Origin of the sequence: Janthinobacterium glycogeni (genome assembly GCF_051380725.1) — a bacterium.
In the GTDB taxonomy this organism is placed as follows: Bacteria; Pseudomonadota; Gammaproteobacteria; order Burkholderiales; family Burkholderiaceae_D; genus Janthinobacterium.
Window position 1 is genome coordinate 264,150 of record NZ_JBNYXP010000002.1, and the last position, 25,751, is coordinate 289,900.

The following is a 25,751-nucleotide window of genomic DNA, read 5'->3' on the forward strand; positions in this document are numbered from 1 at the left end:
GGCATCAGCCCTGGCGCCCATTTCCGTTTGCCTGACCCGTATTTCTTAACCTGTTGATCGCCATGCCCAAAAATAAGCGCCCTGTCCCCCGTAAATCCGCCAACACGCCTGAAGACAAGGATGAATCCGTCACACGCATGCTGTGCACGATGGCCCTGAACCTGGCGGAGCAGGAAGACAGCGAATCGCAGGGCACGGTGCTGGCCGAGCAAGCCGTCGAATTCGGCCGCCTGATCCGCAAGGCATTGAATCAAAAGAAGGATGAAATCCTGTACGACGCCATCGAGCGCTCCAAATACGAGGACGTGGGCGCCTACCAGTACCTGCGCAGCCATATCGAGGAAGCGGCGTCCATTTCCGTGATCCGCCGCGAGAATGCCCCGGCGATGGAAATCAACGCCTTCGTCGTGCCCCTGCTGGTGCAAAGCACGGGCGGCCTGAAGGAAGCGGACAGCTTCCAGGACCAGGATGCATTCGAAGCGCTGGTGAAAAGTTTTCAGCAGGCAGAACTGGAAAGCGCCAAGGCCAAGGTGGTCCTGATGAGCCATGCCTACGACCTCGATGAAATCGACCGCATCACCTACAGCCACCTGCACGAGATGGTGCGCGATGCGTACGCATCGATGACAGACAAGAAGATCGTCGCCACGCCGGGCCTGGAAAGCAGCATCGTCGGCTGGAGCGAAACGGCTTTCGGCCCGCAGGACACGGCCGTCGAACTGCGCTTCCTGCTGGGCTTTGCCTTGAAGCGCGTGGACGACCCGTTCTATGCGGAACCGAAGGACGAAGCGGCGCTCGACGCCTGGTTCGACGCGCGCATGGCCCGCTACCAGCAGTGGACGACGGAAGTGGGCGACCTGGTGAAACGCTGCCTGGCGCCGGCCGGCAGCGCGCTGGAAGTGAGCTTCCTCTACCAGGACCTGTTCCACGGCGGCAAGGAACAAGGCATGAGCGAATATGCGATGCTGCAGATGATGTCCGGCATCAACCATGCACTGGCGGAAAACCAGGTGGACGCCGGTGACGTTGCGGTGGTCGTCGGCCCGGCCGATGAGCACGGTGAAATGCTGTTGCGCGTCAATGTCAGCACGGCGGGCGGCCAGCTGCTGCACAGCGCCGACAAGCCGCTGGACCTGGCCGCCGACCTGCAGGACGAAGTCGACGACATCTGCGACGCGCTGGCCACCATCGGCGTGACGCAACTGTCCGTGGCGCTGAAATTCGACGCCAAGGGACAGCCGGTGGAAGCGCAGCCGTACGCGCCGGCGTAAAGGCCGGCCACACGATCAAGGCGCGGCCGGCTCCCGTTGGCCACGCAGCGACAGCCACGCCTGCAATTTCTGCGCATACGCCAAGGTGTAAGCCGGGCTGCTCGAGGGCAAGCTGACGATGCGGTAACGCTGCGCGTGCTCACCCAGCACCTTGATACCCAGCTTGGCGGCCGTGCCGCCGTTGAAGGCGATCGTGTGCAATTGCGGCAAGCTGGCGGCCAACGCCACCAGGTCGTTGTCGTCGCGGGCGCGGATATTGCTGTCCAGGCTGCCCGTGCGCTGCGCCTGCGCCACCACATCCCACAGGCCCACGCCATGCGCCAGCAAGGTCGTCAACCGGGCTTCATAAGGCAGGCCGGTCAACTCCGCGCCCAGCACTGCTCCCAGCAGCATCCAGAACCTGTTTTGCGGATGCGCATAGTACTGGCTGTGCGCCAGCGATTTTTCGCCGGGCAAGCTGCCCAGTATCAGCAAGCGCGTGCCGGCATCGACGACGGGGTCGAAACAGCGCTTGCGCGGGTCCGGCATGGCCGGGTCAACAGACAATAAGCGGGTCAAAAGCGGCATCCTGCGGGAGTGGGGGGAGCGCCTATTTTACTGGGGCCATTGCACGGGCACAGACATGATGCCCTTGTCATCCCACACCAGCACCTGTGCCGTATGAAATCTGCCTTGCGGTGTGACGGCATTGCCGACGCCGTTGACATGGTACTGGTAGCCCGATCCATAGCGCTGCGCCGCTATCGTGTGCGCCTGCCGCGCCGTCTCGCCACGCAAGGTCGCCAGCCCGATGCCAACACTGCTGATACCCAGGAGTAGCCCGAGAATGGCAGGTATGCGCACATCGCGCCGCCTGTATCGCCTGGCATCGCAGGCGGCCATGACGGCAGGCATCCCCAGTTGACGGTACACATAATGCATGGTCCACAGCGACAGCACGGTTTCCAGCACCAGCCAGCCATGGCGGACAGGCGCCAGCTTGAACTGCGTGACGGTCAGGGACAGCGGTTGCATGAACAGGAAATCGAGCACCAGCACGGTGGGTAGCAGCAAGAGGGCAATCAGCCAGCGCAGCCATCTCGCCGCGCGCAGGTTGCCACGCAACAAAAAGATGCCAAAGACCAGCAACTCGAGGCCGCCAACAAAATAGATCCGGCTATCCGCCAGAGCGATTTCAGACCAGGCACTGACTGTCAACACTAGCCACGTGAACAGCAGGACATAGCCCGCTGACTGCAAGTGGGGCTTGGCCGCTTCCGTGAGTGCGGCGCTGGCCGGATCGAGCGGCTTGTCCTGCGGCCGCGCTGCCCACTGGCGCTGTTCTGCCGCATAGTCATCCTGCTGGCGCTGGGCAATTTCCGCTTCGATGCGCTGGCGCCGTGCCGCATCGGCGCCGTCGGCGCCGGACAGGGCTTGTTGCAGGGACGCCATGGAATAGCGCTGGTAATCAGGGAGGCTGGCGGGCGATGTCACGGATGTCTTTGAGATGAACGAAAATATTTCCAACGGGAAATAATAACGCAAAATTAGCAATTGAGCAATTCACCACAGCACGCTGCGTTCGGCGGCTGGTGTTCCGGTGTAGAATTTCCAGCCAGAACACCACACAAGAGACCGCCCATGCGCACCATCGACACCCTGCTGGCCCAGTATGGCGAAAGCCACCGCAACCATGTCAATGAATGGGTGCACATCGTGTGCGTGCCGCTGATCGTTTTCAGCCTGCTGGGGCTGCTGTGGAGCGTGCATCCCAGCGTGGCGCTGCTCGGCAGTATCCTGGCCTTATACTATTACTACAAGCTGTCGCGCCCGTTTGCGGCGGGCATGCTGGCGATGCTGGCCGCCATGCTGGGCCTGCTGCTGCTCATGCCGCCGCTGACCATCCTGCCCGCGTCGCTGGCGCTGTTCGTGCTGGCCTGGATAGGCCAGTTCATCGGCCATCAGATCGAAGGCAAGAAACCGTCGTTTCTCGACGACTTGCGCTTTTTGCTGGTGGGTCCGCTCTTCGTGCTGGGATTTTTGTACCGGCGCCTGCGGCTGGCGTATTAAGCGGCAGGCGGTCACGCGGGGCCAGTAACAGATTTTTACTATTCGCAACTAGTTATCTTAGGCAAGTGTCCTTATGATAAGTCATCATCTGCCGGTCGACGCAATCGGCAACCAACTTTTGTCCAAGGGAGTCCTACATGAAAGCACCAATTATTGCAGTGGCATTGCTCGCCACCCTGGCCGGTTGCGCCGTACAACCGAACTCGGCAAATGTCTACAACGCGCGCCAGGCGCAGAATGAACAATCGGTTCGCATGGGCACGGTTGAATCCGTGCGCCAGGTCACCATCGACAAGGGCGAAACGGGCACAGGCGTGCTGGCTGGCGCGGCCCTGGGCGGCGTGGCCGGCTCGGCAGTCGGTGGCGGCAAGGGCGCCATTGCGGCCAGCATCCTCGGCGCCGTCGCCGGCGGCATGGCCGGCAAGAGCATCGAGGCGAACGCGTCCAACAAACCCGGCCTGGAAATCACCGTGCGGCTGGACAATGGCGACATGCGCGCCATCGTGCAAGACGCCGACGAACTGTTCCGCCCGGGCGAACGCGTGCGCCTGCTGTCGGACGGCCGCAAGACCCGCGTCACGCACTGATCCGCTTGCCGGCGCATGTGCTCAGCCGAATGCGCCGGCAGCGAGCAAGGCAGAAGGGTGCAGCCAGATGGCAATCACGGCAGTCACGACAACATACACAAGCACGCTCCATACTTTGATGTGCAGTGAGGCGGGCATGGAGGTCTCCTTCAAAGATGCAATCCGGAAAATATTTACTTGATATTAATGTAAATATTTTCATAAATTCAATATTTTCCAGAAGCACTGCGCTGGCTCAATGCCTGCTGTCTCCTCGTCGCACATCGAGCAAGCTCGACCGCACTCGCCATCCCCGCGCGATGCCCGTATACTTGCGCGATGTCCTCTCCTCTCCTGTTCATCATTGCCTGCCTGATCTGGGGCTCCACCTTCTGGGCCATCACCTTGCAGCTGGGCGACGTCGCCCCCGCCGTTTCCGTGGTCTACCGCTTCGGCCTCGCGTCCGCCACCCTGTTTGCCTGGTGCGCCGTGCGCGGCGACCGCTTGCGCCTGCCCTGGCGCGCGCAAAAATGGATGCTGCTGCAGGGCCTGGCCTCGTTTGCCCTCAGCTATGTGTGCACTTACAGCTCGGAGCAATACCTGGTGTCAGCCCTCGTCAGCGTGCTGTTCGCGCTGATGGTGTTCTGGACGCCCTTGCTCAACCGCATCGCCTTCGGCACGCCGATTACCTGGAGCACCTGCTGCGCGGCGTTTGTCGCCATCTGCGGCATCGTGCTGCTGTTTTACCAGTCCATCGGCGCGGCGCTGCAAGACATCCTGGGCGGCGGCAATGGCCGCAATGCACATTTCCTGCTCGGCTTCGTGCTGGCCCTGGTGGCCACCGTGTCCAGCACGGCGGGCAATGCCCTCGTCATGAAGGTGCGCGAACAATCCGGCAATGTGATGCTGACCATGGCGTGGACCATGCTGTGGGGCACCCTGATGGTGGCCGCTTGGGCCATCGTCACGGGCCAGTCCTGGCAATTGCCCACGCGCCCCAGTTACTGGATGGGATTGGTCTATCTGGCCCTCTTCGGCTCGGTGATCGCCTTCAGCGCGTATTTCACCCTGATCACGCGCATCGGCACGCAAAAGACCGTGTATATCGGCGTCGTCACGCCCGTCATTTCCGTGCTGCTGTCGGTGCAGTTCGAACATTACCGGCCCGCCCCCATCGAATGGGTGGGCATGGTGCTGTGCCTGTCCAGCGTGGCCTGGGCCCTGACGTCGGGCGCGCGCAAGACGGCTGTCGCATCCTCTCTTTCCACCACTCCATCCGCAAAGGCAACATGAGCACCTCTTCCTCCCTCGCCATCCGTCCCGCGGCCGCATCCGACGTGGCCGCCATCTTCGGCATGATCCATGAACTGGCCGTGTTTGAAAAACTCGAACACATGATGATCGCCAAGGAATCCATGCTGCACGACAGCCTGTTCGGCAAGCACCCCGCGTGCGAAGCGCTGGTGGGCGAGGAACATGGCGAGGTGGTGACGTTCGCCCTGTTCTTCCACAACTTTTCCACCTTCCTGTGCCGCAAGGGCCTGTACCTGGAAGACTTGTATGTGAAGCAATCGGTGCGCGGCAAGGGCTATGGCAAGCAGATGCTGGTGGCGCTGGCGCAACTGGCCGTCGAACGCGATTGCGGCCGCTTCGAATGGTCGGTGCTGGACTGGAATGAAAACGCGATCAACTTCTACAAGGGCATGGGCGCCGACGTGATGCCGGACTGGCGCATCTGCCGGGTCGCTGGTGATGCCTTGACGCAATTGTCGGCGGGTACGCCAAAGACCATCGCTTTGGAACTGTAGCGAGCGGAGGCGATTTGTGGCCAAGAAGCGGAACTGTACGCAGTACGGGGCCGCCGAGGCAGTGAGCATCGCAGGCCGCCAGGCGCGCCGCGCAGTAAGTTCCAAAAAAAATCCCCGCGGGCTAGCGGCACCGCGGGGTGAACCCATTGTCAAGTGGGAGGGGGAGAATGCAATCAACGGTTATCAATATAAACGCTGCCGCTTGCGACGGCGCAGACCTTTACATTTGCTTACCGGGCCTTACATTTGACTTAAATCGGCTAACCAAGTGTTACCAAGTGTCGCTCGGATGACACTGATTATTTCCGTGGTTCAATCAATGTGCCGTGCAAGCCGATATGTTGTTGCGCAACCCCACTGCCACCCTGCGAATTTTTATAGATTTGGTACACTGTCAGGCAGGCGATGCAGCCAGCAACCACGGCAAAAATGACCATGCGACGCTCCTTGAGTATGCTTGATGGGATCAGGGCTCGCGGCTGATGATGTCCAGGCGAGCAGGGAAGATTCAGTGTGGCATCTGCGACGTTGGGGGCATTGCGCAATGTCAAACGCGCCAATTTGACGGGGTCATGGCGTTTGATCTGACGCAAAGTGGCGGCATTCCGCTCACACAAAATGAACGCATCATTCCGCACCTGGGAGCCACATCATGAATGTCTCTGCCAAACCGCTCGTCATGAAGATCTACCGCGCCTACCTGCGTTCCCGCCTGGAACGTTACACGCGCGACTTGCAAGCCATCGCCGAACAGCGCGAAAACGACTTCCAGGCCGAACGCATCCTGCACCAGGCCGTCGTCTCGGTGCGCTCCAAACTGCACTCGCTGTAACCGTAATGCCGTCAGCGCTGCCGGCCAGCCACGGCCCAACGCTCCACCAGCTCGAACAGGCCTTGCGTCAGCAGGGCCAGCACGGCTGCGGGGATCGCGCCGGCCAGCAGCATGTCGTTGTCGTTCAGGGCCAGGCCGATGGTGATGCGTTCGCCGTAGCCGCCCGCGCCGATGAAGGCGGCGATGGTGGCCGTGCCCACGCTCATCACGGCCGCCGTTTTCACGCCCGCCAGCATCACGGGCAAGGCCAGCGGCAAGTCCACATGCAGCAGGCGGTCGCGCCGGCTCAAGCCCAGCGCCAGCGCCGCCATGCGCAAGCCTTGCGGCACCTGCAAGATGCCCGTGCACGTGTTGCGCACGATGGGCAGCAAGGCGTACACGAATAGCGCCACCAGCGCCGGCACGGTGCCGATCATGCCCAGCACGGGAATCAATATCGCCAGCAGGGCCAGCGACGGCACCGTCTGCAGCACGCCGACGAAGGCCAGCACCGTTTGCCGCAGCGGCGCCGAAAACGCCGCCAGCACGCCCAGCGGAATGCCGATCAGGCACGCCAGCGCCACCGACAGCAGCACCAGGGTTACATGCTGGCGCGTCAGGCTCCACAGATCGTCGCCGATGAGTTTATCGAGCAGCTTGCTGCGCGCGGCGGCCGGCTTGTTCGCCTGCGTGCCGGAGGCCAGCCATTGGCGCGCCACATCAGAAAAAGTCTTGCCATCGATTTCCACAGCCGCATTCATGGCGATCATGTCGCCCTCGCCGATGCGCCCCTGCAAGCCTTGCAAGGCTTGCCAGGCGGCGGGAAAGCGGGCCGGCACGTCGAGCCGGTACAGGAGCATGGCGTCGTAGCGGGGAAAATACTGCTGCGTGTCGGCCAGCACGCGCAAGCCGTACTGACGGATCTTCGCGTCCGTCGAATAGATGTCGATCACATCCACCTGGCGCTGCGCCAGCGCTTCATAGGCGATGCCGTGATCGAGTCCGCGCGGGCGCTGCGGCAAGCCGTAACGCGCGGCCAGGCCAGGCCAGCCATCGATCCTGCCGATGAATTCATGCGACAGGCCGAACTTCAGGGCAGGATGCTGCGCCAGCTGGTCCAGGCTGGCGATGGCTTTCTCATCGCCCCGCACGGCCAGCGCATACGTATTATTAAAACCCAGCGGCACGGCCACGCCCAGGCCCAGCGCCGCCAGCTCGCGCCGCATCTGCGCCAGGTCGATGGCCTGGTCATGCTTGAGGATTTCGCTGGCGATGGTGCCCATGTATTCGGCATACACGTCGATGCTGCCCGCCTGCAGCGCGGCGAGCACGATGGCCGTGTTGCCCAGGCCCTGGCGGTGTTCCGCCTTGACGTGCGGCGCGGCGCTCTGCCGGAGGATTTCGCCGAGAATATACGATTCCGTAAAGCGCTTCGACCCCACCTTCAGGATGCCGCCGTCCCGGGCGTGCGCGGGCGCCGCGGCGCTGAAAACAAACAAAAACAACAGGCAGGCAAGACGCACGCGGCGCTCCAGGACGGATGATCAATCCGGCAAGCTTACCACCGGCGCGCGCCAGACACCGCCATGCACCACGCCCGCGCACGGGTTCAGGCCCAGCGCATACGCCAGGTCGGCCGGGCGCGCGATGCGCCACAGGGCGAAGTCGGCGCGCTTGCCCACTGCCAGGCTGCCCGTCTGATCCTGCAAGCCCAGCGCGCGCGCCGCGTGGATCGTGCAACCGGCCAGCGCTTCCTGCGGCGTCAGGCGCCACAGCGTGCACGCCATGTTCATCGCCAGCAGCAAGGACGTCATCGGCGACGTACCCGGGTTGCAATCGGTGGACACGGCCATCGGCACGCCGGCCGCGCGCAAGGCCGCCACGGGCGGCGGCTGCGTCTCGCGCAAAAAATAATACGCGCCCGGCAGCAGCACGGCCACCGTGCCATGCTGCGCCAGGGCGGCGACGCCTTCTTCCGACAAAAATTCCAGATGGTCGGCCGACAGGCCGCCATGGCGCGCCACCAGCGCCGCGCCGCCCAGGTCGGACAGCTGCTCCGCATGCAGTTTGACGGGCAAGTCCAGCGCCGTCGCCGCCTCGAACACGCGCTGCGTTTGCGCCGGGGTAAAACCGATGCGCTCGCAAAACGCGTCGACGGCGTCGACCAGACCGTCGCCAGCCAGCCAGGGCAGCACCTGCGCGCACAGCAAGTCGATATAGGCGTCGGCCCGGCCCGCGTATTCGGGCGGCAGCGCGTGCGCGCCGAGGAAGGTGGTGCGCACGGACACGGGCAGCTCTTGCCCGATGCGGCGCGCCACACGCAGCATCTTCGCCTCGCTGGCCGCATCCAGGCCATAGCCGGACTTGATTTCCAGCGACGTCACGCCCTCGGCCAGCAGCGCCAGTACGCGGGGCAGGCTTTGCCGCAGCAGTTCGTCGTCGCTGGCCGCGCGCGTGGCGCGCACGGTGGACATGATGCCGCCGCCGGCGCGGCTGATATCCTCGTAGCTGGCGCCGTTCAGGCGCGCCTCGAATTCGTCGCTGCGGTTGCCCGCGTGGACGATGTGCGTGTGGCAATCGATCAGGCCAGGCGTGAGCCAGCAGCCATGGCCGTCGTGCAGCACGGCGCCGCTGGCCGGCAGCTCGTCGCCGGGACCGAACCAGGCGATACGGCCATCCTTGACGGCGATGGCCGCGTCCAGCAGTTCGCCATAACCGTGCTCCATGGTGGCCAGGTGGACGTTATGGATGACCAGGTCCCAGTCTTGCATTGCTTTTCTCTCCTAGATGAACAGGTCGACGCGGAACACGGCCGTGCGCTGCAAGGCGTCGAGACGCCATTCCTGCGCATCGTCGGCGTCGAGCAGCAGCGTGTCATGGCGGGCCAGCGCGAACTGCTGGTCGCCACCGCGCGCCAGCACGTGGCCTTCGCCGGCGACGAAGAGCAAGGTCGCCGCACTGCGCCGCGCCAGTTTGCCGGGGGCCGTGATTTTTTCCAGCTGGTGGCGGCAGCGGTCGCGCCGGGTCATCACGTTGAAATCCGTCGTCGGCCCTTTCACTTGCGCGGACACGGCCGCTTCGCCGGGAAACCACAGCATCGGTTGCGCCGCGCTCAAGGTCACCTTGCGTGTGCCGTCCAGCGTCAGCTGCACACTGTCGCCATCGACCAGCATCAGACTGCGGTCGATGCCGGGAAAGCTGGAAAACGGCCCGCTGGCCGTGATCGTCGCCAGGCTGATGCGCCAGTCAAATTCAATCAGGTCGGCGCCAGGGGGAGCAATGGCGATTTCCATCGTGCTGCCGCCGCCGTTCTTCCACGGCGCGGCGCGCAGGCATTCATGCGGGATGAAGGTCGCCATCAGAGCGCCCTCAATTGCGCCAGCGTGCGTTTGTAGGCGGTGGCGATGGCGTCCTGCGCCACGTGGCGCCCATCGCGCACCTGCCACTGGCCGCCGCACAGCACGTCGCGCACCAGGTTGTCGTTGCCGCAGAAAACAACGCTGCCCAGCACGTCAACGATGTCCACGCCGCACAGGTTCACATGCGCGTCGTCGAGCACCAGCACGTCGGCACGGCAGCCCGGCGCCAAAGCACCGAGCTTGCGCCCGGCCGCCTGCGCGCCGCCCCGCAGGGCCGCCTGCCACAGATAGTCGCCCACATGGCGCTGTTCCGGCGTGGCGGCCACATTGCGCTGCTGGCGCTGCAAGCGCTGGCCGTATTCGAGCCAGCGCAATTCTTCCACCGGCGACTGCGACACGTGGCTGTCGCTGCCGATGCCGAAACGCCCGCCGGCGGCGATGAATTCGGCCAGCGGGAACAGGCCATCGCCCAGGTTCGCTTCCGTCGTCGGGCACAGGCCCGCGACAGCGCCGCTGGCGGCCATGCGCGCCACCTCGTCGGGCTGCACATGCGTGGCGTGCACGAGGCACCAGCGCGCATCGACGTCGACCTGATCGTACAGATACTGCACCGGGCGCCGGCCGCTGTGATCGAGACTCTGGCGCACCTCGCCCTGCTGCTCGGCGATGTGGATGTGGATGGGGCGATCCGCCGGCAGCGCTTGCGCCACTTCGCGGATCTGCGCCACGGCGGCCGCGCGCAGTGAATGCGGCGCAAAGCCCACTTCCACCTGCCCGCCGCGCTGCGGCGCCAGCGCTTCGACGATGCGCAGGACATCGTCCGCGTCCGTGCGAAAGCGCGCCTGCTCGGGCTTGAGCGGCTGCTCGCCGAAGCCCGCATGGCTGTACAGCACGGGCAGCATGGTCATGCCGATGCCGCTGATGCGCGCCGCGGCCAGCACCCGTTCGGCTGTTTCGGCAGGGCGCGCATACAGGGCGCCAGCCGCATCGCGCTGCAGGTAGTGAAATTCGCACACGGCCGTGTAGCCATGGCGCAGGCATTCGGCGAACAGCTGCGCGGCGATGCTTTCCATCTGTTCCGGCGTGATGTGGTGCGCGAAGCGGTACATCAGCTCGCGCCAGGTCCAGAAGCTGTCAGGGCCCTCGCCTGCCATCTCCGTCATGCCGCCCAGCGCCCGCTGGAAGGCATGCGAATGCAGGTTGACCATGCCGGGCAAGACATATTCGGCCACTGCCGCGCCAGGCGGCAGCACGGCGTCTTCCTGGACGCGCGTCAAATCGCCTGCCCCATCCCATTCCAGCAGCACGTCGCGGCGCCAGCCTTGCGGCAGCAGCGCGTGGCGCGCGAACAGACAGCCGCTCAACGCGCCACCCATGCCACGGCCGCTTCCATCATCCGGCGCAGCAGCGGCTGCACCTGGGCCGCCAGGTCGGGCCGGTAGCCGAACGGTTCCGCTTCATCCATGTACAGACACTGGCACATCTCGAGCTGGATCGCATGCACGCGCTTGTCCGGCTGGCCGTAATGGCGCGTGATATGGCCCCCCTTGAAGCGGCCATTCAAGGCCACGGTAAATTGCTCCTGCGCGCGCGCGATATCGGCCACGGCGGACGTCAGGCCGCCGTGGCAACTGGCGCCATCGGCCGTGCCGAAGTTCAGGTCGGGCAGCTTGCCGTCAAAGAAGCGCGGCACATGCGAGGCGATGGAATGGGCATCCCACAGCACCACGGCGCCATGCACGCGCAGCAGCCGGTCCAGTTCCGCGCGCAGCTGCGCATGATACGGCGCCCAGTAGCGTTGCAAGCGCCGCTGCACGTCGGCCGCATCGGGCTCCTTGCCGGCCAGGTACAGCGGCTCGCGGTGAAAGGTATCGTTGGGCAGCAAGCCCGTCGTGTCCTGGCCCGGGTACAGATTCGTGTCTTCCTGCGGCCGGTTCAAGTCGATCGTGTAGCGCGACCAGCGCGCCGACAGCACCGACGCGTCCATCTCCTGCAAAAAGCCGTACAGCTCGCGCAGATGCCAGTCCGTGTCGGCCTTGACCAGGGCCTGCGGCGTCATGCGCGCGGCGATATCGTCCGGTATGTCGGTGCCCACGTGGGGCATCGACACGAGCAGCGGGATGCTGCCTTCGTTGAAGCGGAAATCCATGCTTGTCTCCTTGCGCCCGCTCAGGCGTACAGCGGGGCGAACAAATTCTTGCACGTGCTGCTCAATTCACCATGCAAGACCATCTGCTTGGCCGCTTCGATATCGGGCGCGAAGAAGCGGTCGGCATCGAAAAACGGCACTTTCTGGCGCAGCTGGTGATGCACGTGCTCGAGGTGCGGCGAGGTTTTCAGCGGGCGGTGGAAATCGATGCCCTGTGCGGCGGCCAGCAGCTCGATGCCGACGATGACGGCCGTATTGTGCGCCATGTCGTCCAGGCGTCGCCCGGCGAACGTGGCCATGCTCACGTGGTCTTCCTGGTTGGCGGACGTCGGCAGGCTGTCGACGCTGGCCGGATGGGCAAGCGACTTGTTTTCCGACGCCAGCGCGGCGGCCGTCACGTGGGCGATCATGAAACCGGAATTGACGCCCGGGTCGCGCACGAGAAACGGCGGCAGGCCGGACAGGGTGGCGTCGATCAGCAGCGCGATGCGGCGCTCGGCCAGCGCGCCGATTTCAGAAATCGCCAGCGCCAGGGTGTCGGCCGCAAAGGCGACGGGCTCGGCGTGGAAATTGCCGCCCGAGACGATTTCCGCCTGGCCGTTGGGACCATCCTGGAAGATCAGCGGATTGTCCGTGACGGCATTGGCTTCGATCAGCAGGGTGCGGCCGACGTTGCCGATCAAATCGAGGCAGGCGCCCATGACTTGCGGCTGGCAGCGCAGGCTGTACGGATCCTGCACGCGCTCGTCGCCTTCCAGGTGCGAGGCGCGGATAGCGCTGTTGGCCACCAGCTGGCGGTACATCTGCGCGGCCAGGATCTGCCCCGGCTGTCCGCGCACCGCATGCACGCGCGCGTCGAACGGCGCATCGCTGCCCTTGGCCGCATCGAGCGACAGCGCGCCCGTGACCATCGCCGCTTCCAGCAGGCGCTCGGCCATGAACAGGCCATGCAGCGCCAGCGCGTTCGACACTTGCGTGCCGTTGATCAGCGCCAGGCCCTCTTTCGCCGCCAGCACGACGGGCGCGATGCCCGCCTGCGCCAGCGCCTCGGGGGCCGGCATCAATTCGCCATTGACGCGCACGTCGCCCACGCCCAGCATGGCCAGGGTCATGTGCGACAGCGGCGCCAGGTCGCCCGAGGCGCCGACGGAACCCTTGGCGGGAATGGCCGGCATGATGCCCGCGTTGTACAGGGCGATCAGGGTGTCGACGATCAGCGGGCGCACGCCGGAATAGCCGCGCGCCAGGCTGCCGATCTTCATCAGCATGATCAGGCGCACGACGGCGTCCGACAGCAGTTCGCCCGTGCCGACGGAATGCGACAGGATCAGGTTGCGCTGCAATTGCTCGAGCTTTTCATCGGGGATGCGCGTCTTGGCGAGCAGGCCGAAACCCGTGTTGATGCCGTAGGCCGCATCGCCCTTGGCGACGATGGCCTGCACGGCGGCGGCCGACGCCTCGATGACGGGATAGGCCTCGGCGGCGAGGATCAGTTTCGCGGGTGCAGCCCAGACGGCGCGCAGGTCGCCCAGGGTCATCGCGCCCGGTTTCAGGGTCCAACTTTTGGCATGCTGTGTCATAGTCATTCGCATCTAGGTCTCAAGGAATCATCGGAAGAATCAGGCCGTTGCGCTTGGCGCAGGCGGCCGCTGTTTCGTAGCCGGCATCGGCATGGCGCATCACGCCCGAGCCGCTGTCGTTGACCAGCACGCGCGCCAGGCGTTTCGCCGCCGCTTCGCTGCCGTCGGCCACGATGACCATGCCCGCATGCTGAGAATACCCCATTCCCACGCCGCCGCCATGGTGCAGCGAGACCCAGGTGGCGCCGCCGGCCGTGTTCAGCATGGCGTTGAGCAGCGGCCAGTCGGAAACGGCGTCCGTGCCGTCCTTCATGCTTTCCGTCTCGCGGTTCGGGCTGGCGACGGAACCCGTGTCCAGGTGGTCGCGGCCGATGACGATGGGCGCCTTCAGCTCGCCCGTGCGCACCATCTCGTTGAAGGCCAGGCCCGCGATGTGGCGCTCGCCCAGTCCCAGCCAGCAGATGCGCGCCGGCAGGCCCTGGAAAGCGATGCGCTCGCGCGCCATGTCCAGCCAGTGGTGCACCTGCTGGTGGTGCGGGAACAGCTGCTTGATCTTCGCATCCGTTTTATAGATGTCTTCCGGGTCGCCCGACAGAGCCACCCAGCGGAACGGACCGCGTCCTTCGCAGAACTGCGGGCGAATGTAGGCCGGCACGAAACCGGGAAAGTCGAAGGCGTTCCGCACGCCCTGGTCGAACGCCACCTGGCGGATGTTGTTGCCGTAATCGACGGTGTGCACGCCCATGGCGTGGAAATCGAGCATGGCCTGCACGTGGGCGGCGCAGGAATCGGCGGCGGCCACCGTCAGGCGCGCGTGGCGCTGCGGGTCCTGCTGCGCCGCCTTCCAGTCCGACACACTCCAGCCGCGCGGCAGATAGCCGTTGACCAGGTCATGCGCGGACGTCTGGTCCGTCACCAGGTCGGGCACCAGGCCGCCCGCCTTGGCGCGGCGCACCAGTTCCGGCAGCACTTCGGCCGCGTTGCCCAGGAAGCCAATCGAGATGGCTTCCTTGCGTTCGGTGTGATATTTCACCAGCTCCAGGGCTTCGTCCAGGCTGGCCGCCTGCTTGTCGAGGTAGCGCGTGCGCAGGCGGAAGTCGATGCTGCTCTGCTGGCATTCGATATTGAGCGAGACGGCACCCGCCATCGTGGCGGCCAGCGGCTGCGCGCCGCCCATGCCGCCCAGGCCCGCCGTCAAAATCCAGCGCCCGCCCCAGTCGCCGCCGAAATGCTGGCGGCCCGCCTCGGCGAAGGTTTCATACGTGCCCTGCACGATGCCCTGCGTGCCGATATAGATCCAGCTGCCAGCCGTCATCTGGCCGTACATGAACAGGCCCTGGCGATCGAGTTCGTTGAAGTGTTCCCAGTTCGCCCATTTCGGCACCAGGTTGGAATTGGCGATCAGCACGCGCGGCGCATCCGCGTGGGTCTGGAACACGCCCACCGGCTTGCCGGACTGGATCAGCAGGGTCTGGTCGTCTTCCAGCTCGCGCAAGGAGGCGAGGATCTGGTCGAAGCAGGCCCAGTTGCGGGCGGCGCGGCCGATGCCGCCGTAGACGACCAGGTGCTGCGGATTTTCCGCCACTTCCGGGTCCAGGTTGTTTTGCAACATGCGGTAGGCCGCCTCGGCCTGCCAACTCTTGCAAGCCATGACCGTGCCGCGCGGCGCGCGGATGGTACGGCTGGCATCAAAGCGTGGATCGGTGTCCATTGTGCTGTTCATGCTGTCTCCTCGTAGGGTGCGAGCGGGCGTATCTAGCCTGATACCTGGCCCGCTCTGGTACTCCCAGCATAGGTTGTCTATACAACCAAGTCAACAGGTTTTCTTTGGGGTCAGACCCGGCGGGTCTGATCCCAACCCTCATTTTTTCTCAAACACGCGCTTGCCCGCCACCCACGTCTGCAGCACCTGCGTCTTGCCGATGGCCGCTGGCGCCACGGTAAACAGGTCCTGGTCGACGACGATGAAGTCCGCCCATTTGCCCGCTTCCAGTGTGCCGATGACCTTTTCCTGGTGCGCCGCCCAGGCCGCGTCGAGGGTGAAGCAGCGCAGCGCCTGCGTCACCGTCATGGCTTGCTGCGGATACCAGCCGCCAGCCGGGAATCCTTCGCTATTTTGCCGCGTAACGGCCGCATGGATGCCCTCGAACGGGTTCGGCGACTCAATGGGGAAGTCGGAACCGCAGGCGATGCGCGAGCCTTGCTGGAGGAAGGTGCGCCACGCATACGCGCCCTTGATGCGCTCATGGCCCACGCGCTGCTCCGCCATGTTCTGGTCGGACGTGGCGTGCGTGGGCTGCATCGACGGCACGATACCCAGCGCCTTGAAGCGGGGGATATCGTTCAATTGCACCACCTGCGCGTGCTCCATGCGGTGGCGCAGGCCCGCGCTGCGGTACTTCCCGATCAGGGCTGCATAGCCGTCGAGGATCTGATGATTGCCCGCGTCGCCGATGGCGTGCACATTCACCTGATAGCCGGCGCGCATGGCTTTTTCCATCTTCGCGCGCATGACGCCGTCCGGGTAGAACAGCAGGCCGCTGGTGGAAGGATCGTCGCTGTACGGCGCCAGCAGGGCCGCGCCGCGGCTGCCCAGGGCGCCGTCGGACAGCAGTTTGACGGCGCGCAAGGCGTACATGTCGCGCGCATAGCTATTGACAGGGCCATTTTTCGACAGCGCGTCAAAGTCTTCCGTTGTGTCAAAGATCATGCCGTACACGCGCACCGTCAGCTTGCCGTGATCCGCGTAATCGCGGAACAAGCGGTCCTGCATCTGGCCGATGCCCGCATCGTGCACGCTGGTCAGGCCCACCTGCGACAGCTGCGCCAGCGCGCCATCGAGGGCGGCGCGGTTTTCCACGTCGCCCGGCTTGGGCAGCACGGCATCCATCAAATCCATGGCGCTGTCGACCAGCACACCGGTGGCGTTGCCGTCCGCGTCGCGGACGATCTTGCCGCCGGCCGGATCTTGTGTGGCGCGCGTGATGCCGGCCAGCGCCAGCGCGCGGCTGTTGGCCCAGCCTGCGTGGCCATCGACCCGGCGCAGCCACACGGGCCGCGCGCTTTCCGCCGCATCGAGTTCCGCGGCCGTGGGAAAGCGTCCCAGCTTCCAGATTTCCTGGTTCCAGCCATTGCCGACGATCCAGCCGCGCTCGGGATGCGCACGGGCGAAGTCGCCCACGGCCTGCACGGCGGCCGGCAGCGACGACGAACCGTACAGCATCACGCCGCTGGCGATCGTCCCCAGGCCGAAGACGTGACCGTGCGCGTCGATCAGGCCTGGCAGCACGGTTTTTCCCTGCACGTCGACGTGCGTGGCGCCCTTGGCCGCCTTGCGTTTCACCTGCGCGGCGCTGCCGACGGCGAGCAGCTTGCCCGCGTCGTCAAAGGCCAGCGCCGTGAAGCGCAGCACCTTGCCGTTTGTGTCGAGCGTGTAGCCGTTGGCGTTGTCGATGACGGTATCGGCATGCGCGTGGCCGATGGCCCCCAGGCAGGCGAGCGTGAGCAGGGTGCGGCGCAGTGGCAAGGTCGGCATTTCCATCTCCAGGTCTTTTAGTCGTTAGCAAAAAGACGAGTGTATAGAAATTGGCAAAATGGTCAATCAGGCAGCGGAAGGCGGTCTTACCATCAGCCAGTAGCCGCAGCCCGTGACGGCTTCCACGTAGCGTCCCGCCGACACGAAGCCCAGGCGGGCATAGAACGGCAGGCTACGCTCGTTGTACGTCTCCAGGAAGCATGCGGCACGCGCCGCATCGACGGCCGCCAGTCCCGGCGCCAGCACGGACGCGCCCAGCCCCTGCCCCTGCGCGGCGGGAGCGATGCCGGCGATCGACAAATACCACGCGTCTTGCAGACCATGCGGCGCCAGCGCGTGCTCCATGTTCGCGACGATGGCCGTGAAATGCGCGAAGCCGCGCTCCCCCAGCAGCGCGCGCAAGGCGGCTTCGCGCTGCGCGTAAGCGGCCTGGCGCAGGGCCGCCGGCGTATCCGTCGTCCAGATGGCGGCGCCATGGCCCGCCGCATCGGCCAGGTCGACGCGGCCCGCCTGCTCGCCCTCGGCCAGCGCCAGCGCGAAGTACGCCTCCAGCATGGCCAGCCGCGCCGCTTCGTCCTCGCCGCATGCCACCGTGACGGTGCGGTAGAACGGATCGCCGGCCAGGGCGGCGGCCAGGCTGCGGGCGGTGCGGGAGGATGCGATGTTGGATGGGCTGGACATGGGGACTCTTTCTTCTCATTGAAACGCCCGGCATCTTAACGCAAGCGCGCAGGCCTTGCGCCCGGTCAATACTCGCATGGCGGTGCGGGCCTACGCTGGCGTTTTATCGCGGAGTCACCATGGCCAGGCACCATGTCATCAGCACCACCGCGTGCGACGTGTTCTTCAAGCTCGTGGCGCACCAGAAGAGCAGCCTGGGCGCGCACTTCGACAGCATGATCGTCACCTTCAGCGCCGACGGCCAGCCCGTACGCGGCGCGGCCCTGCGCGACGCAAAAAGTGGCTGCGAACTGCACCGCCTGGCCGGCCAGCCCGACGAATGCTGGTGCTGCGGCTACGACGAGCAGCTGGAATTCGTCTCGCAAAACAAGGTGCCGCTGGCGCACGCCGATTACCGGCTCACCTTGAGCAATGGCGAAACGTGGACGGGGACGACGGATGCAAAGGGGCGCACGGGGCGCGTCGCCAGCAAGCGGGAGGCGCAAATCACCCAGGCCGAGTTCCTGCCGCACCCGGATAAATCGCCATGCTGCGCCGCCGCGCCAAAACACGCTGCGCCTGCCGTCAAGGTCATTCAGCTCGATGGCATCAAGACGACCGACAAGGATGTCGGTTCCTCTGTGAAACAGGTCAAAGTGAAGGACAAGGTTCGCCCGCTGACCAGGGGCGAGATCGACATGGCCTGGATGCTGTTCCAGGATGCGATCGACTACGGCAAGGTCAAGGTGCATGGGGAACCGTATCTATGGTTTGGCCTGCAGCCGAAGGATGTGGCCATGACGCCGGATGGGGAGATTTATTTTCATGAGTCGGAATTCCGAGAGGACTTCTCAAAGGAGAAACCAAGGCCAAAAAACTGGTTCATGCATGAAATGGTGCATGTTTGGCAGCATCAATTGAATTATCCAGTAGCGATACGGGGACTTGTCAGGCTAGGTTTGGACTACAAATATGTGCTACTTCCGAAGAAAAAATTATCGGATTACAACATGGAAGCACAAGGTGACCTGCTCGCCGACTATCACACACTGAAGTATTTAAAAAAACCAAATACAATGCGGGAACCGGAATATCAAAACTCAATTGGGCTCTATGAAGAGGTATTACATGACTTTCTTAAAGATAGGAAAAGCAAGGCGAATTTGCCTGGCCGTAACTCTGAACATGAGCCTTTGTTTGACATACCATAACGCTTTCGGCATGTCCCGCATGGCATACGCGGAAGTACAGCTAAAAAATGGCACTCCCTGTTTCACCATTTCGCAAAAAGAAGAAGCGCGCAACGGGGTTCCGCAGATTAGTGCGATCGTACTGACAGATGTATCCGTCAAACCTGCAGTAGAAGTATGGTCTTTTCTTTTACCGGGCGCAGCGACTATTCCTGTGCATGCCAAGTCCTGCCTTCTGTATGGAGTTGCACCAGCAACAGCAGAGGTCAAGCCACCCAAAGCGCCGCCGCTGAAAACGGGGCGCATGTATGACGTCTTCCTGAACGGTGGGCCAGCCGATCCATCGGACCCTACTCGCGGTTACGTGGGCAAGTTTTGCTTATTCACCGACATCTCCGGGGAGCGCAAGATTCTTCGTATCGACAGCGATAGCCAAGCCTGGATAGATGAAATCTGTCCCGTTCAGAAATAGGGAAAACATGATGTCCTTGCAGCAGAATGCCCTGTTCATACTGCTCATATCCCTCGGCCTGCATGCATGTGCAACATCACGCATCGCCGATGCTGAAATCAGTTCAGTGAATGGCACCCCCTGCTTCACAATCTCGCAGACGGAAGAAAAACGTAACGGTCAGCCACTTCTGGGAGCACTCAGTATTTCAGACCTGTCAGTAAAACCCGCTACAAAAGTGTGGAGCTTTGTGATGAGCGGAGGAGGAAAAGTTCCACTTTCATCAAAAATCTGTCTTCTCTATGGCGACATTCCACAGGGCGCAAATGGCATGCCAGCCCCTGAACTGCAAACAGGACAGGTTTACAGCATCTTCTTGAATGGGCGTCCAGATGATCCTTCCTACCCGACCTATGGCTATAGAGGGAAATTCTGTATCGTTGCCACGCCCGCTGGTGAACGAAAAATCATCGCCTTTGGCAGCGACACACCAGCATGGAAACAGGATAGTTGCCCGGAGCATTCGCTCATCAGATAGTGCAAGGATCGCCATGCCATATCGTCACACACTGCTATTCCTGCTTGCGACGCTGACGAGTATCGATGCCTTGGCGTGGTCGCGCATCGCTGATGCCCACGTTCACTCTGTCAACGGCATGCCCTGCTTCTCCATTACAAAAAAGGAAGAGGCACACAATGGCACGCCAATGCTCGGGGCATTGATCGTTTCCGATCTGTCCGTTCAACCCGTCAAGAAGGTATGGTCTTTCTCTACACCTCCAGATAGGCCTATTCCAATCCATGCAGATTCGTGCATTCGTTATGGAGATTTACCCCCTACTGCGACTACTGGAATCAAGCCAAAAAGTCTTGTTCCTGGACATTTCTATAGCGTCTTCCTGAATGGCAGCCCCAAAGATCCGTCCGATCCAACGTATGGCTATCAAGGAAAATTCTGCGTGAGAACTACGGCTGCTGGCGGCCAGCAAGTCATTCCCATCAACAGCGACATGCAGGCCTGGATCGATGAAGTCTGCCCAACGCCGCCTTAGCATCATGCCCTTGTCTCATCAAACACTATTCATACTGCTCGCATTCTCGAGCATGAACAGCGACGCGCGATCACGCATGGCCGATGCCGAAGTCACCTCGATCAATGACGTACCCTGCTTTAGCATTTCCAGAAAGGAAGAGAGACGCAACGGCCAGCCCTTCCTCGGCGCCTTGAGCGTGTCGGACATGACGGTCAAGCCAACGACGGAAATATGGGGGTTTCTCATGACAGGTGGCAAGAAAATTCCGTTGTCATCAGCAAATTGCATTCTTTATGGAAGAATTCCAGCCAGTGCGGAAGCTGCGCCGGCTCCTGAACTGCAGACCGGCAGGGTGTACGAAGTATTTTTGAATGGCAGGTCTATTCCTATTCACGCCAAGTCCTGCCTTCTGTATGGAGTTGCACCAGCAACAGCAGAGGTCAAGCCGCCCAAAGCGCCGCCGCTGAAAACGGGACGGATGTATGACGTCTTCCTGAACGGTAGGCCAGCCGATCCCTCAGATCCTACTCGCGGTTACGTGGGCAAGTTTTGCTTAATCAGCGGCATCTCTGGGGAGCGAAAAATTCTCCGTATTGACAGCGATAGCCAAGCCTGGATAGATGAAATCTGTCCCGTTCGGAAATAGGGAAAACATGATGTCCTTGCAGCAGAATGCCCTGTTCATACTGCTCATGTCCCTCGGCCTGCATGCCTGTGCAACATCACGCATCGCCGATGCTGAAATCAGTTCAGTGAATGGCACCCCCTGCTTCACAATCTCGCAGACGGAAGAAAAACGTAACGGTCAGCCACTTCTGGGAGCACTCAGCATTTCAGATCTGTCAGAAAAGCCCGCCGTTGGTGTATGGAGTTTCTATATGACTGGTGGAAAAAAAGTACCGCTCTCGTCAAAAAGCTGCCTTCGGTATGCTGATCTTCCTCAGGGAGCGAACGGCATGCCCGCCCCTGAACTGCAAACAGGACGGGTCTACAGCATTTTCCTCAATGGAAGACCAAATGATCCTGCAGACCCCACTTATGGTTACATGGGAAAATTTTGCATAGTAGCCACATCCACTGGTGAACGACAAATCATCGCCATTGGCAGCGACACGCCAGCGTGGGAACAGGATAGTTGCCCGGAACATTCGCTCATCAGATAGTGCGAGGCTCGCCATGCCATATCGTCACACGCTGCTATTCCTGCTTGCCACCCTGACGACTATCGATGCCTCGGCATGGTCGCGCATCGCTGATGCCCACGTTCACCCTCTCAACGGCATACCCTGCTTCTCGATTACAAAAAAGGAAGAGGCGCGCAATGGCCTGCCATTTCTTGGCGCACTCATGGTTTCAGACATGTCCATGCAACCGGTAAGAGAAGTATGGGGATTCTCCATGCCTCCAGAGATGCCGCTACCCATCCGCGCCAGCATATGTATCCGCTATGGAAATGTGCCTACCGGCGCGACGGGCATACGCGCTGAAAAACTGATACCTGGGCACTTTTATAGCGTATTCCTAAATGGCAGCCCCAAAGATCCATCCGATCCAACCTATGGTTACCAAGGAAAATTCTGCGTGGTGGCGACGGAGGCCGGAGCTCAGAAAGTCATTCCTATTGACAGCGACATGCAGGAGTGGCGAACTGAAATCTGCCCAGCCCATCCCTCCCTCCCATAGTCCGACACTATTTATCTTCCTCCCCCCGCTTCGCCGGCGCCCTGAACCACTCCTCCGGCGGCACCACATGCGACTCTTTCGGGTCGTCGATGTAGTGCGGCGAGGTGATCTGCACGTCGAATTCGTTGAAGACGTCGATGATGTTCTGGTGCAAGCGGTTCAGCACTTCGGCGCGCTGGCGGGGGACTTCGGCGCTGGCGTAGGCGACCAGGCGGTATTGCACATAATAATCCTGCAGCGCCAGTTGCATCACGTAGGGTTTTGGCGTGGTCGACAGTTCCGTCGTGCGGGACGCGGCCAGTTCCAGCATGGCGTGCACTTGCCGCCATGGCGTCGCGTAACCGATGGTGACGGTGGAGTCGAGCACGAAGCCGCCGCCGGGCTGGGCGCGCGAATAGTTTTTCGTCGTTTGCGACATCACCCAGGCGTTCGGCAAGGCGACCTCTTCGCCCAGGCCCGTGCGCAGGCGCGTCTCGAACATGCCCAACTCGACCACCGTGCCTTCGCTGTCGCCCACGCGCACATATTCTCCCTTGCGCAGGGCGCGCGTGTACATCAGTATCAGGCCGCTGGCGCCCTGGCCCACGATGCTCGACGCGCCGATCGACACCATCAGGCCCACCAGCACGGACAGGCCCTGGAAGGCGGCCGTGTGCGAACCGGGCAGATACGGATACGCCATGGCCAGCGCGAACAGCCAGATCACCACGCTGGCGATGCGGCGCGTCGGCAGGGCCGTGTCCTTGTCGAGCCAGCCGATCTGCAGTTCGCCGCTTTCCACCCGTTTGAACAGCGAGGCGGCCGTGGCGGCGATCAGGCGCGCGATGGCGAAGATCACGCAGACCAGCACCAGGCCCGGCAAGGCGCCGATGATGGCGTGGAAGACATCGGCCGCCACGTCGAACAGGTAGCCGCTCAGGCTTTCGCCCCAGGAGCGCGTGTAAGGCAGGCGGCCCAGCACGAAGGCGGCCCACAGATACGTGGCCATCAGTCGCAAGCCCCACAGCACGGCGCTCAGCAGTTGATAGGCGAAGGCGATGTAGTGTTCGGCGTCGAGCACGCGCACGTTTTTCAGGCGCACGTCGCGCAGGCGCGAGGCCAGCAGGATGCCGCTGCGGCGCTTGGCCCAGCGATACAGACGCGTCAAGCCCATCCATACCAGCCAGAACACGAGCGTGGCGGCCGCGCACACGGCGGCGGCGATCGCCAGGTAGCGCCAGCTGCCCTGCTCGCGATAGTCAAGCACGGCCTTGCTCAACTCGCTGGCGGCCGTTTTCGCCACGCTTTCCGTCGTGTCGCCGGCCAGCAAGTTGACGTCGCCAGGCACGACGACGAACAGCTGCACGCCATCGAGCAGCACTTGCGTGCCTTCGGGAATCATGCGCGTGCTCGCCTGCAAGGCACCGTTTTTCGCCAGCACGCTTTCCAGGCGGCGCTGCGCGCCGATGGCCCGTTCATCGGGCGGATAGCCGGCCAGCGCGGCACGGAAGACGAAGACCTTGCGGTTGGCAAACATCAAGGGCGCCGTCTTCACGACGGCGGCCTGTGACGGCGCGATGGCGGTCGCGGCTTCCGCACCGAGCGAGGACGCGCCATCGTCCGCATGGGCTGCAGGCAGCAGGAAGATGGTCAACAGGCACAACAGGCGGAGCAACGCGGACATGGCAGAAATGAAAAAGTGACAAGGAATAGCCATCATGCCATGTAATTGCGGAAACTCAAGCGCCGCACCTAGCGTTCAGCTCGCATCATGAAAAATGATGCCCAGGGTGTGGCGCATGCCCGAGCGCAGGCGCGACACGCCATGGCGCATGTTGACGCGGTAGCTGCCGCGCGTGCCGTTGACGGGGCGTTGCGCCACGGGAAAGATCACGGCATCGCCCTGCGCCAGCGGCACGACTTCGACACGCGACTGCATGCGCGGGCGCTGCTCCGTCAGCACGAATTCGCCGCCCGTGAAATCGTCTTGCGGGCGCGACAGCAGCACGGCCAGCTGTAGCGGAAACACGTGCTCGCCATACAGGTTCTGGTGCAGGCAGTTGTAATCGCCTGCGCGGTAGCGCAGCAGCAAGGGCGTGGGCCGCGTCTGCCCAGCCGCATGGCAGCGCGCGAGAAAATCGGCGTGACTGGATGGAAAGCGCGTCTCCAGACCCATGCTGGCCTGCCAACGATTGGCAATCGCCGCCAGCGGTCCGTACAGCTGTTCGCGCAAGGCGGCCACCGCTTCCGGCAACGGATGCGCCCAATACTGGTACTCGCCCTGTCCAAAGCCATGGCGCTGCATCACCACCTTGCTGCGAAAGCGCGACGCGTCGTCATACCGTGCCGCCAGCGCCGCGCACTGCGCGGGATTGAGCAAGCGCGGCACGACGGCGCAGCCGTATTGGTTCAGCTCATCCTCGATCTGCGGCCAATCGAGCGCCCTCACCGTTCGCCCTCGCGTTCGAGCAGCGCCTGCTTGCGTTCCACGCCCCAGCGGTAGCCGGACAACGCGCCATCGTTGCGCACCACCCGGTGGCAGGGGATGGCGACGGCCAGGGCATTGGCGGCGCAGGCGCCCGCCACGGCGCGCGCGCCTTGCGGGGCGCCGATACGGCGGGCCAGTTCGGCATAGCTGACCGTGCTGCCGGCGGGAATTTCGCGCAAGGCTTGCCACACGCGCTGCTGGAACACGGTGCCGCGCACGTCGAGCGGCAAGTCCAGTCCCAGGCCCGGTGCCTCGACCAGGCCCACCACCTGCGCCACCGTCTGTTCATAGTCAGGCTCGGCGCCGCGCAGCTCGGCTTGCGGAAAGCGGTCCTGCAAGTCGCGCAGCAGCACTTCCGGGTCGTCATCGATCAAGATCGCGCAGATGCCCTTGTCCGTGCTGGCCACGAGGATGGCCCCCAGCGAACAGGCGCCGATGGCAAAACGGATCACGGCCCCGCTGCCGCCGGCGCGAAACGCGCCCGGCGTCATGCCCAGCAAGCCCGGCGTGGCGGCATACAGGCGGCCGCTGGAGTTGAAGCCGGCCGCATATAACGTTTCCGTGACGTTCGCGGCGCCTTGCAAGCCGGCCTTGAGGCGCTCGCCGCGCCGCGCCGCCGCGTACGCTTTGGGCGTAATGCCCGTGTGCGCCTTGAAGACGCGGTGGAAGTGAAAGCGGCTCATGCCGGCGGCCTGCGCCAGCGCGTCCAGGTCGGGCAGCTCGTCGCTGGCGTCGATCAGCCGGCAGATGTCGGCCACGATGGCCGCCTGGCGCAGGGCCAGCGGCGGCAGGTTCGGCTTGCAGCGCAGGCAGGGGCGGAATCCGGCCGCCTCCGCCTGCTCGCACGTGGCGTGAAAAGCCACGTTGCGGCGCAAGGCGGGACGCGCCGCGCAGGAAGGGCGGCAATACACGCCCGTCGTGCGCACCGAGTAATAAAAGACGCCGTCGGCGTCGGGCGCGCGCCGCTGCAGGGCGTCCCAGCGTTCATCGTCAGTCAGGTAAGCGTGTTCCATAGCGAGCTCCGTGCAAGTCAATAGTAAGAGCCTATCCCAGTAGATGAATACATCCCCTGCTGGCGCCCCTCAGAAGCGGGGACGGCGTTGCTCGTCGTCGCGTGGCTCGCCACGCGTCCTCCTCA

General features: G+C 63.4%; 28 protein-coding genes. 13 read left to right on the forward strand and 15 right to left on the reverse strand.

Features of this window, described 5'->3' with window-relative positions:
* Positions 1-62: 62 nt before the first annotated feature.
* Positions 63-1,271 (forward strand): hypothetical protein, encoded by a 1,209-nt coding sequence (locus ACQ4W4_RS06735; protein WP_436541310.1) that lies wholly within the window; start codon positions 63-65, stop codon positions 1,269-1,271.
* Between the two features lie 15 nt (positions 1,272-1,286).
* Here the strand turns inward: ACQ4W4_RS06735 and ACQ4W4_RS06740 are convergent, their stop codons facing one another.
* Both ACQ4W4_RS06740 and ACQ4W4_RS06745 read right to left on the reverse strand, forming a co-directional pair.
* Positions 1,287-1,838, reverse strand: coding sequence for a DNA-deoxyinosine glycosylase (locus tag ACQ4W4_RS06740; protein WP_436541311.1), 552 nt, complete (start codon positions 1,836-1,838; stop codon positions 1,287-1,289).
* A gap of 27 nt (positions 1,839-1,865) precedes the next feature.
* Complete coding sequence (locus ACQ4W4_RS06745) at positions 1,866-2,702, reverse strand: hypothetical protein (protein WP_436541312.1); 837 nt, start codon at positions 2,700-2,702, stop codon at positions 1,866-1,868.
* Positions 2,703-2,891: 189 nt separating this feature from the next.
* Here ACQ4W4_RS06745 and ACQ4W4_RS06750 point away from each other — a divergent pair, with 189 nt between their 5' ends.
* The 4 genes from ACQ4W4_RS06750 to ACQ4W4_RS06765 all read left to right on the forward strand — a co-directional run bounded on the left by ACQ4W4_RS06750 (position 2,892) and on the right by ACQ4W4_RS06765 (position 5,694).
* On the forward strand, positions 2,892-3,320 hold the full coding sequence (locus ACQ4W4_RS06750; RefSeq protein ID WP_070224221.1) for an Mpo1 family 2-hydroxy fatty acid dioxygenase: 429 nt from the start codon (positions 2,892-2,894) through the stop codon (positions 3,318-3,320).
* A 137-nt stretch (positions 3,321-3,457) separates the two neighbouring features.
* Positions 3,458-3,907 (forward strand): outer membrane lipoprotein, encoded by a 450-nt coding sequence (locus tag ACQ4W4_RS06755; RefSeq protein WP_046684332.1) that lies wholly within the window; start codon positions 3,458-3,460, stop codon positions 3,905-3,907.
* Positions 3,908-4,225: 318 nt separating this feature from the next.
* Positions 4,226-5,179, forward strand: a complete 954-nt coding sequence (locus ACQ4W4_RS06760; protein ID WP_436541313.1) for a DMT family transporter — start codon at positions 4,226-4,228, stop codon at positions 5,177-5,179.
* Positions 5,176-5,694 carry a GNAT family N-acetyltransferase gene (locus tag ACQ4W4_RS06765; RefSeq protein ID WP_436541314.1) on the forward strand — a complete coding sequence of 173 codons (519 nt, stop codon included), beginning with the start codon at positions 5,176-5,178 and terminating at the stop codon, positions 5,692-5,694. The genes ACQ4W4_RS06760 and ACQ4W4_RS06765 overlap by 4 nt, the downstream gene beginning before the upstream one ends.
* 299 nt (positions 5,695-5,993) lie before the next feature.
* Here ACQ4W4_RS06765 and ACQ4W4_RS06770 read toward each other — a convergent pair whose 3' ends face one another.
* The gene (locus ACQ4W4_RS06770) at positions 5,994-6,287 is read right to left on the reverse strand and encodes a hypothetical protein (protein WP_436541315.1); all 294 of its coding nucleotides are present in this window, start codon (positions 6,285-6,287) and stop codon (positions 5,994-5,996) included.
* 59 nt (positions 6,288-6,346) lie between these two features.
* Here ACQ4W4_RS06770 and ACQ4W4_RS06775 point away from each other — a divergent pair, with 59 nt between their 5' ends.
* Complete coding sequence (locus ACQ4W4_RS06775; RefSeq protein ID WP_034746290.1) at positions 6,347-6,526, forward strand: hypothetical protein; 180 nt, start codon at positions 6,347-6,349, stop codon at positions 6,524-6,526.
* A gap of 11 nt (positions 6,527-6,537) precedes the next feature.
* Here the strand turns inward: ACQ4W4_RS06775 and ACQ4W4_RS06780 are convergent, their stop codons facing one another.
* From ACQ4W4_RS06780 to ACQ4W4_RS06820, 9 genes are all read right to left on the reverse strand, one after another.
* The gene (locus ACQ4W4_RS06780) at positions 6,538-8,004 is read right to left on the reverse strand and encodes a glycine betaine ABC transporter substrate-binding protein (RefSeq protein ID WP_436541545.1); all 1,467 of its coding nucleotides are present in this window, start codon (positions 8,002-8,004) and stop codon (positions 6,538-6,540) included.
* Between the two features lie 45 nt (positions 8,005-8,049).
* Positions 8,050-9,276, reverse strand: coding sequence for an imidazolonepropionase (gene hutI, locus ACQ4W4_RS06785; protein WP_436541316.1), 1,227 nt, complete (start codon positions 9,274-9,276; stop codon positions 8,050-8,052).
* 12 nt (positions 9,277-9,288) lie between these two features.
* Complete coding sequence (locus ACQ4W4_RS06790) at positions 9,289-9,864, reverse strand: HutD/Ves family protein (protein WP_436541317.1); 576 nt, start codon at positions 9,862-9,864, stop codon at positions 9,289-9,291.
* Positions 9,864-11,240: a formimidoylglutamate deiminase gene (locus ACQ4W4_RS06795; RefSeq protein ID WP_436541318.1), complete on the reverse strand. Its 1,377-nt coding sequence runs from the start codon at positions 11,238-11,240 to the stop codon at positions 9,864-9,866. The genes ACQ4W4_RS06790 and ACQ4W4_RS06795 overlap by 1 nt, the downstream gene beginning before the upstream one ends.
* Positions 11,225-12,013 carry an N-formylglutamate deformylase gene (gene hutG, locus ACQ4W4_RS06800; RefSeq protein WP_436541319.1) on the reverse strand — a complete coding sequence of 263 codons (789 nt, stop codon included), beginning with the start codon at positions 12,011-12,013 and terminating at the stop codon, positions 11,225-11,227. Before hutG ends, ACQ4W4_RS06795 begins: the two co-directional genes overlap by 16 nt.
* A 20-nt stretch (positions 12,014-12,033) precedes the next feature.
* A complete protein-coding gene (gene hutH, locus ACQ4W4_RS06805) occupies positions 12,034-13,593 on the reverse strand; it encodes a histidine ammonia-lyase (RefSeq protein ID WP_436541320.1) in 1,560 nt (519 codons plus the stop codon).
* 19 nt (positions 13,594-13,612) lie between these two features.
* A complete protein-coding gene (gene hutU / locus ACQ4W4_RS06810; protein ID WP_436541321.1) occupies positions 13,613-15,316 on the reverse strand; it encodes a urocanate hydratase in 1,704 nt (567 codons plus the stop codon).
* 138 nt (positions 15,317-15,454) lie between these two features.
* Complete coding sequence (locus tag ACQ4W4_RS06815) at positions 15,455-17,128, reverse strand: amidohydrolase (protein ID WP_436541322.1); 1,674 nt, start codon at positions 17,126-17,128, stop codon at positions 15,455-15,457.
* A gap of 66 nt (positions 17,129-17,194) precedes the next feature.
* Positions 17,195-17,809: a GNAT family N-acetyltransferase gene (locus ACQ4W4_RS06820; RefSeq protein WP_436541323.1), complete on the reverse strand. Its 615-nt coding sequence runs from the start codon at positions 17,807-17,809 to the stop codon at positions 17,195-17,197.
* A 119-nt stretch (positions 17,810-17,928) separates the two neighbouring features.
* On the opposite strand from ACQ4W4_RS06820, the gene ACQ4W4_RS06825 reads away from it, so the two are divergent.
* The 7 genes from ACQ4W4_RS06825 to ACQ4W4_RS06855 are packed head-to-tail and all read left to right on the forward strand — an operon-like array spanning position 17,929 to position 22,146.
* Positions 17,929-18,999, forward strand: coding sequence for a hypothetical protein (locus tag ACQ4W4_RS06825; RefSeq protein ID WP_436541324.1), 1,071 nt, complete (start codon positions 17,929-17,931; stop codon positions 18,997-18,999).
* Positions 19,000-19,009: 10 nt separating this feature from the next.
* A complete protein-coding gene (locus ACQ4W4_RS06830; protein ID WP_139174312.1) occupies positions 19,010-19,450 on the forward strand; it encodes a hypothetical protein in 441 nt (146 codons plus the stop codon).
* Positions 19,451-19,457: 7 nt separating this feature from the next.
* Positions 19,458-19,967, forward strand: a complete 510-nt coding sequence (locus ACQ4W4_RS06835; protein ID WP_436541325.1) for a hypothetical protein — start codon at positions 19,458-19,460, stop codon at positions 19,965-19,967.
* 13 nt (positions 19,968-19,980) lie between these two features.
* The gene (locus ACQ4W4_RS06840) at positions 19,981-20,481 is read left to right on the forward strand and encodes a hypothetical protein (protein WP_436541326.1); all 501 of its coding nucleotides are present in this window, start codon (positions 19,981-19,983) and stop codon (positions 20,479-20,481) included.
* 52 nt (positions 20,482-20,533) lie between these two features.
* The gene (locus ACQ4W4_RS06845; protein WP_436541327.1) at positions 20,534-21,109 is read left to right on the forward strand and encodes a hypothetical protein; all 576 of its coding nucleotides are present in this window, start codon (positions 20,534-20,536) and stop codon (positions 21,107-21,109) included.
* Between the two features lie 7 nt (positions 21,110-21,116).
* Complete coding sequence (locus ACQ4W4_RS06850; protein WP_436541328.1) at positions 21,117-21,626, forward strand: hypothetical protein; 510 nt, start codon at positions 21,117-21,119, stop codon at positions 21,624-21,626.
* A gap of 13 nt (positions 21,627-21,639) precedes the next feature.
* Positions 21,640-22,146, forward strand: coding sequence for a hypothetical protein (locus tag ACQ4W4_RS06855; protein WP_436541329.1), 507 nt, complete (start codon positions 21,640-21,642; stop codon positions 22,144-22,146).
* 7 nt (positions 22,147-22,153) lie between these two features.
* Here the strand turns inward: ACQ4W4_RS06855 and ACQ4W4_RS06860 are convergent, their stop codons facing one another.
* From ACQ4W4_RS06860 to ada, 3 genes are all read right to left on the reverse strand, one after another.
* Positions 22,154-23,809: a mechanosensitive ion channel family protein gene (locus ACQ4W4_RS06860; RefSeq protein WP_436541330.1), complete on the reverse strand. Its 1,656-nt coding sequence runs from the start codon at positions 23,807-23,809 to the stop codon at positions 22,154-22,156.
* A gap of 75 nt (positions 23,810-23,884) precedes the next feature.
* Positions 23,885-24,574 carry a 2OG-Fe(II) oxygenase gene (locus ACQ4W4_RS06865; protein WP_436541331.1) on the reverse strand — a complete coding sequence of 230 codons (690 nt, stop codon included), beginning with the start codon at positions 24,572-24,574 and terminating at the stop codon, positions 23,885-23,887.
* Positions 24,571-25,626 carry a bifunctional DNA-binding transcriptional regulator/O6-methylguanine-DNA methyltransferase Ada gene (gene ada, locus ACQ4W4_RS06870; RefSeq protein WP_436541332.1) on the reverse strand — a complete coding sequence of 352 codons (1,056 nt, stop codon included), beginning with the start codon at positions 25,624-25,626 and terminating at the stop codon, positions 24,571-24,573. The genes ACQ4W4_RS06865 and ada overlap by 4 nt, the downstream gene beginning before the upstream one ends.
* Positions 25,627-25,751: the final 125 nt, after the last annotated feature.